The sequence below is a fragment of the Vibrio sp. A2-1 genome (assembly GCF_021728355.1).
In the GTDB taxonomy this organism is placed as follows: domain Bacteria; phylum Pseudomonadota; class Gammaproteobacteria; order Enterobacterales; family Vibrionaceae; genus Vibrio; species Vibrio splendidus_K.
The window spans coordinates 291,979-302,635 of record NZ_JAKKCO010000001.1 but is presented as its reverse complement, the minus strand read 5'-3'; the positions used below and the strand labels follow the sequence as shown (position 1 = coordinate 302,635).

General features: G+C 44.5%; 7 protein-coding genes. 1 reads left to right on the top strand and 6 read right to left on the bottom strand.

Going from position 1 to position 10,657, the window contains the following annotated elements:
• Positions 1-60: 60 nt before the first annotated feature.
• From L3V33_RS01310 to L3V33_RS01285, 6 genes are all read right to left on the bottom strand, one after another.
• Entirely contained in the window at positions 61-1,374 is a 1,314-nt protein-coding gene (locus tag L3V33_RS01310; RefSeq protein ID WP_048614198.1) for an HlyD family type I secretion periplasmic adaptor subunit, read from the bottom strand.
• Positions 1,367-3,619 (bottom strand): ABC transporter transmembrane domain-containing protein, encoded by a 2,253-nt coding sequence (locus L3V33_RS01305; RefSeq protein ID WP_237288790.1) that lies wholly within the window; start codon positions 3,617-3,619, stop codon positions 1,367-1,369. The genes L3V33_RS01310 and L3V33_RS01305 overlap by 8 nt, the downstream gene beginning before the upstream one ends.
• Complete coding sequence (locus L3V33_RS01300; RefSeq protein ID WP_237288789.1) at positions 3,616-5,262, bottom strand: ABC transporter ATP-binding protein; 1,647 nt, start codon at positions 5,260-5,262, stop codon at positions 3,616-3,618. The genes L3V33_RS01305 and L3V33_RS01300 overlap by 4 nt, the downstream gene beginning before the upstream one ends.
• 139 nt (positions 5,263-5,401) lie before the next feature.
• The gene (locus L3V33_RS01295) at positions 5,402-6,037 is read right to left on the bottom strand and encodes a CatB-related O-acetyltransferase (protein ID WP_237288788.1); all 636 of its coding nucleotides are present in this window, start codon (positions 6,035-6,037) and stop codon (positions 5,402-5,404) included.
• 421 nt (positions 6,038-6,458) lie between these two features.
• Complete coding sequence (locus L3V33_RS01290) at positions 6,459-7,571, bottom strand: NADH:flavin oxidoreductase (RefSeq protein WP_267136815.1); 1,113 nt, start codon at positions 7,569-7,571, stop codon at positions 6,459-6,461.
• Positions 7,572-7,858: 287 nt separating this feature from the next.
• Positions 7,859-8,494 (bottom strand): SDR family oxidoreductase, encoded by a 636-nt coding sequence (locus L3V33_RS01285; protein WP_171317251.1) that lies wholly within the window; start codon positions 8,492-8,494, stop codon positions 7,859-7,861.
• A gap of 224 nt (positions 8,495-8,718) precedes the next feature.
• On the opposite strand from L3V33_RS01285, the gene L3V33_RS01280 reads away from it, so the two are divergent.
• Positions 8,719-10,647: a winged helix-turn-helix domain-containing protein gene (locus L3V33_RS01280; RefSeq protein WP_237288787.1), complete on the top strand. Its 1,929-nt coding sequence runs from the start codon at positions 8,719-8,721 to the stop codon at positions 10,645-10,647.
• Positions 10,648-10,657 lie beyond the last annotated feature (10 nt).

The window sequence follows — 10,657 nt, the reverse complement described above, 5'->3', positions numbered from 1 at the left end:
TGCTCCCTTTTTATTATTTGCTGTTGTTATTCGTTTACTCTCAACGACTCTTTATAACGATTACCTTTCACCAAACGCGACACTCACGTTGGTGTAAATCGGCTTCCATAGATACTGGAATACAGATTTCTCACCAGTGGTAATATCTACCTCGCCCGTCATACCTGGCAAGATAGAAAAGCTCTCAGGATTATCACGGAAATAAGGAACATCCACCGAGACGACTACTTCATAATAGATCTCGCCACGTTCACTTTGACTTGTGGTCGGTGAAATACTCTCAACCGCTCCTTTTAGCGCCCCAAAGCGGCTGTAATCAAACGCATCAATCTTGATACGAGTCGGCTGCCCTACACTCACAAAACCAATATCTCTTGGCGACAAACGGGCTTTAAAATCGGCTTTCCCACCAACAGGAACAATTTCAACAACAGTGCCACCCGGCTGAATAACACCTCCGTTCTGTGTACTTGGCAGGCTTTGCACCAAACCTTGTAGCGGCGACACTAACATGGTGTTCGTCAATTTCGCTTGGCTTGAACGTACTCTGGCGTTCAGGGCTGACAAGTCAGAGACAGCTTTAGAACGATCATCGCTCACTTTAGCTTTCGCCTCCGCAAGAAGCTGTATGATTTTTTGATCATTACTGTCAGCTTGTCTAATCAATACCGACTTCTTGCCACGAGCTTCTTCAATTTTCTGCTCAATGCTGGCCAGTTTTTGACGCATTTCAAGCACACGTAAGCGTGAAATGTTGCCCGATTTATAACCCTTTTCTAGTATGTTCAACTCTTGCTTGGTCGCATTCAACTCTTTCTCATAACTCGGCAAGGCCTTTTCTACACTACGAAGCTGCTCTGCAATTTGCTCACTCTCTTTCTCAAGCACCACTCGCTTTTGGAAGTACAGGGCTTTTTGCGCGTTCAGCTGCGCTTTTTGTTGGCTGACGATCTCTGGGTAATCGACCTCGAACTCAGCAAGGTTAGGCTCGCGTTGTTCAAGCAGCGCATTCATACGCTCCACACTGGCTAGAAGCGTCACTTGTTGAGACTTTAGTTCCTCGAGGGCGGTACGCTGGAAAGTGGCATCAAACTCAACAAGCGGCTGGCCTTTCTCAACCAACTGGCCTTCTTTTACGAGAATTTGCTTTAACTTACCGCCAATCGCACTTTGTAATACTTGCTTCTCGCCTTCCGGAATCACAGCGCCTTTGGCTTTGGCAATTTCATCAACTTGAGTGACGACAGACCAAGTGGCAAAAGCAATAACACATAAGGCAACCGACCATGTGGCCAGCGCTAATGTACGAGCCGTATTTTGTGATTCTACAAGTTCACCGTAGCGCTTGCCCTTCTCGATAGATTGTTTAGTCATTAGCGACTCCTTGCTTAGACTCTGATTGTTCTTGTTGGGCTGCATTTTGTTGAGCAGACGAATCTTGAGTTGACGGCTGTAGCTCTTGAGATAACGGTTGCTCAGATAACTGCGGTTCTTGAGAAGCTTGAAGTTCTGAAGGCTGTTCCTGATTCGAAGACTGCTCCGGCTCTAATGGACCGGCATAAACCACTGCACCTTCATTTAATACCACAACTTTATCGGCAAGCTTGATTAAATCCGGATCGTGGGACGTGTAGATCACGGTTGCTTTTCCTTTTTTCGACTGCACAAACTCACCAAATATACGTTTAGCATTTGGGTGAGCATCCGGCACAGGATTATCCATTAAGAACATAGGGTAGTCATAAACCAGCGCTTTCGCGTCAATGAGGATCTGCGCGACGCTGCCAGACAACATGTCAAAAAGGCTGTCCGGCTGAATACTGCTGATGGAAGTATCGAGCCCACCTGATAATGTCTCGAACCAACGCTTTCCGCCCACCATTTCAATTGCAGAGATCATTTTCTGATCTTCGACTTTATGGCCGTCGTTTAGCCACTCTCGAATACTCAGCGTAAGCAAATCAGGATAAGCGGCTCGAATGAAACACCAGTGACGATAGAGCTGCGGGTCGTATTGGACGAGGTTAACGCCTTCAAGCTCGACCATGCCGTTTTGGATAGGCTGCAAGCCAGACAGCACTTCAATTAATGTTGATTTACCGCTCCCAGAAGGGCCGGTAATCGCGACAATTTCACCGGCTTCAATATCAAAGCTGACACCATTCAAGGCAGGGCGACTCTGTTTGGGATAGCGCAGTGTCACTTGGTCTAATTTTAAGCTAGGCGCTACCACAGGCAACGGGTGATGCTGGTAACTGAATTCACGCTCAGACGGCTGAGACAAAATACGGTTCACTTGCAGCTTGGATTGATTAAAGCTATTAAAACGCATCGCGCTGTTTGCCAACACCTGAGCAGGACCCGTCACCTTAGATATCAACATCATTGAAGCAATCAAACCACCAGGGGTCATCACTTGTTCAAAAATAAGTCCTATACCTAACCCCATCACGGCTAATGTCGAACCAACCCCAATGAAATAGTAAATCGAAGTGTACCGGCTCTGGAGAACCGATTGATTAAAGGTCACTGTTGAAGCAAGAAGATTGGCCTTTTTGAAGCGTTGAATCCAGTGCTCTGAGAATCCGGCACTGCGAATAAAGGCAAGCTTGGATGACAATTCATTGGTCATATTTTGACGATTCGTACCTGCTACCGTCGATTGCATTGAGCGCTTGCTACTTGAGCATATCGAACGCTTAGCTAATAGGTAATAAAGAACCAAAGAAACGATAGGAACCAGTACTAACCACCCACCTAACACACCTATCGCAAGGACAAAAATTAGAATGAATGGCAGATCAAACAGCGCATTTCCTAATGGCCCCGATAGCACACCTGAAATACGCTCTGACAGCATCACTTGGTTTTGCTGACTAGAGGAAGCTGTTTGCTGATTTTGCGCATAGCTATTTCGAAGCAGACGCTGCACGAGGGATTGAGAGATCTCACGACTTACTCGGTTGGAAACTGAAGCAAACACTCGGCTACGCAATGTTCTCAGCCAACCCATCATCACAAACAATAACGCCGCACCAATGGCGATACCTTGCAGCTCATGCCCTGCATCGCCGCCAATCACATGGTCATAAATTGACATCGTGATGAAAGGAACGGCAAGCGCAAATAAGTTAGTGATAAAACTGACTAGCAGCAATTTAGGAATAATGGGGCGAAATGCATGTAGCCGTTCGCCAACCCAATCAGGAGAAGCCTTCTCTAGTGGTGGACCTTCGACAACAATACAAAACTGTGGGATCTGGGTAATGTCTTCATTGGTATCAAAAGCAATAAACTGTTTCGATTCTATATGACCAGAGACCAACTCATGTTCACCAAGCACCAGTAATACTAATTTATGTTCGCCAACTTCATCTAGGTTGGCAACCAAGCGATATGGCAATGCAAGCCTGTCGAACAGGGCAAACATATCATCTATTGATTCAATCCGATTCTCATCGACCCATTGATGGGCGAACAACTGGATATTCGCATTCACTTCCAACTGCTTAAGAACGGAAAGGCTCTCGGTTTCTAAATGATTCATCACCTCTTGTCGACAATTCGTATCTGCACGGTTGTTCGTACCTGAAGGGTTACCAATATCTAAACGATTCATACGATAGCCTCCTGATTGCTCTCGCTGTCGACCGTAAGAGCTCGACTTTCCACTGTAATGATTCGATTAGCCAATTCGCGAAGCTTCGAATGGTAGCTCACCATCAGTATCGTGCGTCCTGCCGTCACTTCTTCTTCCAACACCTTAGCTAGGTTTCCAAGGGCGTCTAAATCAAGTGAAGAATCCGGCCTTTCCAACATAATTATGGGTTTATCACTTGCCAATTGAGCCGCGATATTGAGCATTTTCACGTTACCCATACTCAACAAAGAAGCACTCGAATGGCCGATTTGTGTCTCTAGTCCATCAGGTAATCGAGTAATTTCCTTGGTTAAACCCAAACGCTTTGCATAGTCACTGGCGCTTTGCGTTTTCTCAGGGTCAAAGCCACACAGGTTATCAAGAATGGTCCCCGACACCAGTTGTCCTTTAACGCCACAGTAGGCAGCAATGTTGGTTACCGATGCGATTGAAACGGCAGCTCCGTTAATGAAGCACTCACCCGCTTTTAGATCATCAATACCTGCAATCGACGACAATAAATGACTGTTGGTGTGGCGATCTTCACTCTCTAACAATACCAACTCACCTTTACTCAGTGTGACATCAGCATGAGAGAGTTCACCGTATCTTTCAACGGTCGCTTGCTTAATTTCCAACGTCTCAAAGTCAGATAAAGGGAGCTTAGGTTGCTCAGAATCTGAAGGCTCAGATAGTGATAAGTCACTCAACTTTTCTATTGCCTGATTAGCACTGTGTATTGAATTAAGCTTAATTCGAACTCCCACCAAAGCACTTAAAGGTGCGACGGCTCTGCCCGACAAGATAGAACATGCCGCTAATCCACCAGTAGTTAACTGCCCATCCAACACCCATAAGCTCCCCGTAATCACCAGTAAAACTGACGTCGCTAATGCGGCAAGTTGAATACACTCTTGGGCGAAGGCGTTCTGTTCTTCTTCTCTCGCTTTAGACTGAGAGCGAACATTATTGAGGGATTTAAACTGATTGAAGATTCGAGACTCAACGGCCTGACGTTTGATTCCCTGAATGGTTTGGCTCAGCAAAATCAAGAACGCTTTTCGCTCCTGCTCATCTTGAGAGGCTTCTTCACTTAAGCTTTTAACGCGAATAGAAGATAACCAAACGATTCCGAGCGTAATAAGCCAAACTGCCAAAGGTATCGCCACCAGCTCACCGCCGATGTAAGCCACTAAGCCCAAGAAGATCAATGCAAAAGGTAAATCAATAAAGCCTGCAATCACACCACCCGAATACCAATCTTTGACTTTTGATACTGAGCCCAGCCCCTCTTCCACACCGCCAACACCAATGTGGCGAAGATGGCCTGATGAAGCCGTTGTTACTCTTTCAACCAAGGTTTGATAGGTCGCTTTCTCGGTATTGCTGGCCGCGGCTGACAAAAGCCAAGTACGCACAAACCTGATCAATGCTTCCATGGCAACAGCCAACGCTGCACCCGCCAACAACAAAGTGGCAGTACCGTAACTTTGGTTAGGTAAAATACGATCATAAATTTGTAAAACCGTTAACGGAACGGCGAGAGAGAGAAGATTTATGAGTAAAGAAGGCAGTAGGACTTTTCCTACCACCCCTTTGTTTTTCATTGAACTTGCGGGCATACACAATCCTTATCCATGCTTATGAAATAAGATTGGTACACCATGTTGAGTATTGCAAGGTAACGGACTGATTTAACGTGTTTTTCAATATAACTATGACGCAGATCTTCCTACACAAATCTTCCGTTCTATTCGTGCTCTACAATCTGTTGTCATAATCCTCAATCGCCTGCTTTAACTTTGTAAAATCCGAATCACACAAGTGCTTTCTTAATGACTCAAACTTCTCTTCAGGCCAGTCGTATATTTTCATCGAAATCAGTTCTTCGATAACGGACTTGTCAAAACGGTACTTAACGACTTTCGCAGGAGAACCACCAACAATACTGTAGGGTGCGACGTCTTTTGTCACAACGCTATTCGCTGCAACCACAGCGCCTTCGCCAATCGTAACGCCGGGCATCACCATCGCTCGCATGCCTAACCACACCCCATCTTCAATATGGGTATCGCCTTTGCCGATATAGGCGTCTTCAATCACATCCATAAATGGATACAGTGAAAACCAGTCGACTCTGTGGGTATGGTTACCGCCCATGAGAATGACCACTTCTGCCCCGATACAAACATAGTCACCAATATAGAGTTCGTCGATTTCCCAACGAGGCTCCCACTGACGACTGACTTCGTCACCATGAAGATAACGGACAACTGAACCTTCAAACCCATTGTCCCAGCAATCACTGTAATAACTGTGTTGACCTTTTACGTGAATATTGTGGTTGGTTACGACTTCATGCAGCAACTCGAATTTGGACCAATGCTTCTTTTGCATTTTTACCTCTGAATGATCTATTTAGTTTTATTCGTTTAAATATCAAAATGTTCGACGATGCAAATCCAAGGTGCATAAACTAACGCCCCATAAATACAGGGTTCACTGGGATGAATAGTGAGTATCACGCTTAAATCATAGCAATGCCGCTAAAACGAAAAAGGCGTCAGTGGATTCGAGGTTGCTTTAAGAGAGGAAGTAATTTCAAAGTTTGCTCAGTTTGTTATCGATAACTTGGTTAGATAATTTACAGGTATATTGTATCCGTTAATGCACACTCATTTGACAGAAGAATGTGATTAATAAGGTTACAAATATCGTTTCGTAGAATACGGAATGAACAAGAGCCTGCGCGATTACACAGGCTCAAACTTAGACTCGCTTATAAATTTAGGCTTACGCTTGGGTCTAGGATCAGCGGTTACATGCGAGCAAGTTGTACTTTTCTGTCTTTATTCACGACACAGAAGTTACCGCGCTTGGTACGACACTTAGAACATCGCTCACATTCTACAGGGCTTCTATCCCCCTCCTTCCAACGCTTAACTAAATGGGGTTCAGAAAGCAGTGGTCTTGAAAGCGCGAAGTATTCAATGCCAGTATTGTTTGCAATCGCTTCGATAGCATCAAAATCCGTTAGGCCACCAACCGTGATAACTGGGATATCAACGTCTTGGCTGATTGCGTGACCATACTCCTGGAAGTAGCCTTCTGCCTGAATGGTAAAACCATCGTGCGACTCGCCAATCATAGTGTCTGCTTTGCCATGAATATTGCCTGACACAACAATGCCATCCACACCAATTTCTTCAAGCTTCTTGCACACCAAGCGAGTTTCATCAAACGTCACTCCGCCCTCGAAAAACTCAGAAGCTGTAAGCTTAACTAAGATTGGGAAATCATCGCCAACTAGCTTACGAGTCGCGGTATAGATCTCTAACAAAAATCTCATGCGGTTCTCAAGGCTACCACCGTATTCATCTTCACGTTGGTTGTAATAAGGGCTTAAGAACTGGTTAATTAGGTAAGTGTGAGCGGCATGAATTTCAACGCCATCAAAACCTGACTTCTGTGCTCTTAATGACGCTTGAGCAAAGGCATCAACAATGTAGTCGATCTCATCTTTGGTCATCGCTTTGCCTAGTGTTTGAGTTCCTTTTTCTGGAACCTCACTTGGTGCGTAGATTACTCGCTCGCCAAGATCATGCGTGGTTTTGGTGCCACCATAAGCCAATTGCATCACGATTTTAGAGTCGTTGTCGTGCACCAGTTGAGTCAGCTTCTGATACTCTGAAATGAATGAGTCGTTATACATACCCATCATGCCCGCATTCGGCTTTTCTTCTTCAACGATGTTCGCGTAACCCGTCACGATCAGGCCGACTTCACCTTGAGCCAACTCTTCATAGATAGCGTACAGTTTATCTGTCATATGCCCATCTTCGGTGGCCATATTTTCCCACGTTGCACTTCTCATGAAGCGGTTCTTTAGTGTCATCTTGCCAATGTGGGTTTCTGTAAACAAAGTGCTCAAGTGTCTTCCTCTCAAAATCGTGTTACGCGAGTTACCCATCAAGCATGGGCACTGATTCAGGCGGATACTACAGAGAATAAACTAGGGAAAACTTAATCTAGATTAAGAGAGCGGCACTCTCACATGAGAAAAAGGCAGAAAGAGACAGCAAAAGAATAGAAAGACAGAAATTAGAGAAAACTGAGGAAGCAAACAAAAGCCGCTTAGTTTATCTAAACGACTTCAGGGATTTATAAGCTTATAGCTATATAGCTTGAAGGCTTTACTAAAATTCAGACTTAACAGCGTTACCCATATTTAACCGTAGGATCAACACACTGATAGATCTGCCCAATGCTCGCTTCATTGGTTAACAAGGCTTCGATAAGTCGCGCCACTTCTTGCCGGTAAATCACACCATGAACTTCGACCTGCTGGGACAGCTCACCGTTGCCAGTCTCCTCGCCGTCTAACAAGCCACCCGGACGTAAGATTGTGTAATCCAGAGAACTTGAGGTTAGCCAAGCTTCAGCCAACGACTTTTCACGAACCGCCGCGCCAAACCCTTTTCTAGATCGCTCAGACAAATACTGCCAAGAGTCACCACAACCTAACGACGTTACCAGCACAAATCGAGCGATACCATTGGCTTCAAGCGCATCAGTCAGATGTCGGTGTCCAATATAATCAACGGGAACATCCGCTCTGAAGCTGCCCATACTAGAAACGACCAGTGCCGATTTAGGTAATTGAGCGACCACAGATTCAACCTGTTCTTTATCGGTAGCATCACAACGCAGTGTGGTGATACCAAGTTCAGCCAAGCGCGTGTTCTTCTCTGGGCTTCTCGCAATCGCTATCACTTGATAATCTTGTTTGTGAAAATGCTCAACAATTGCAGCACCCAATCCACTTCCTGCTCCCCATACAACGACCGTACTCATAAAAAACCTCATAATATTCATGTTGTAGTGATACTAACCAGACAATTTAAACCGTTCCTTTATTGAGATCAACAAATGCGAATAAGTCTCAATATTATTTTTTGCTGGATCTTACTAATCCGCTCAAAAGCACGACCACTTATCATAATTAGACATTGGTTGATTGAATTGCCCAAACATGTCTACTAAAGTAATTTTAATACAATGACTTAGTCTCGGTGGTTATGAAAAAAGAACGCATTCAATACTCTTTCGACGTGTGGTTATTTATTCCTGATGAAGACAAACTCATCATGAATGATGAAGACGTGATCATCGACAATCGCTTGTCCAAGCTACTCAACTTTTTCTGCCAAAATCCTAAGATAGTATTCTCACGAGATGAGCTGATTAATGAAGTCTGGAATGGCTCAATCTTGACAGATCAGGTGATCACGCAAGCCATTTTTGAACTGCGCAAAATACTCAAAGCGGCTGAACGACATTCCATGGGACACATCATCACCGTGCCCAAACGCGGTTATAAACTCGATGTTGATGTACACAAAACCATCTTAGTACCTGCAAGTATCACCACAGATACCGTGTCAGTTGCAGACATGAATCATGCACCTAATGCTTTTGGTTCCTTTCCTTCAACTCAATCAGACGCACCAGATACATCGCCAGTTTTGGATGAGGATAAAAAACAACAAGTCGAACCAAAAGCAGAATCGGTTACTGGTGAGAACCTAATAAGCGATCAAGGCTCAGAGGCCAAAACCGTACTCGAAGAACCTAAAGAGAGTTCAATCGATGCAACCTCAGAAAAACCTGCTTCACAAGAGCCTGTCCAGCCTGTTGATCCGCAACCTAGCGCTTCGAGACCTAGCGATTCGAGCTATGTCGATCCAAGCCATACCGATTCGAGTACAGCACAGTTCATTCAACAGTCACCTGTAAATAAAACAGCAAACGACAAACAAGCGCCTATAGCAGCCAATAAACCTCAGAAAAGAACGTCTCGTGCTGTGATGTTTGGGGGCGCTATAGTTATTGCGCTTGGACTTATTTGGTGGACGTTAAAACCGACCAGCCCTAAATCAGACGCCTTCGATTTGAGCAGTTTAAATACCGCCGCTAATGAATCAAACCAACCACTCGCTGACTCAAATCAATCAACGGAACAAAATCGTCTTAATCAAACAGCAGACAGCAAAAATCTAGATGCCCACAAAGTACACGAATCTGTGCACTACTTGTCTTTAGAGCCTAGATACATCTACGTAAGTATCGATGACAACTTGAAGACGGATGCCTTTAAGCGTGGGATCATCCATAAATTAATGAGCTACTTGACCACCTATCGCGATTTTCGTGTCGTAATCGATGAAACCTTGGTGCCAAATTCAGCCAACGTGATCAGTTTCAAGAGTGAAATTGATGGTGATAGAGAATACCTTGATATCACCTACTTCAACCGAATTTCTAACTTCAGACACCTAGGTCGAGATTACCTGATTGACCCAGCTTCACTCCACACGACCATGCGTTCAATGCTCGATGACCTGTTGGATTCATTTAGTTTGGATATTCAAAAATCGATATTAAAGCAACAAATCTCTGAGTTACCCAAACAAGAAGAAGCCTTAAAGCTCACCCTTGAAGCGCTCGGACTCACCTTCATGACATTAGACAGAACCGACACCTTGTCTAAGATCGCCCAAGCCAATGAGCTAGAACCCGACAACCAATTCGTTATGTCGAACCGTTACATGTATGAGCTTGCCGACATTTTTATAATGAGATCGAAGAATAAGAACAAGCAGGTTGAAGCGCTCAATAAGAAATTCAAAAAACAGTTACTAAATGCTCAGAACAATGCTAACTCTTATCGAGTCTATGACGCGTTAGCAGCCTACTTCCTCACTGAAGATAACCCTGACCAAGCCGAATACTATCTGAGCTTGATCCCGAGGAATGAATACAGTGTGATGTCTATGATTATCTTGGCAAAAATTGAAGAATCTCAAGGCAACCCTTCAATGGCGGAAGAGTATTACTATGAAGCGATATTAGAATCTGGCCACCCTGTGGTTTTGAAAGTCGCTCAAACACTGTTTTTCAAAAGTAACATCACCGAGATTGAATCCAAATTGGGTATCAAGCATTGATGAGTTTATA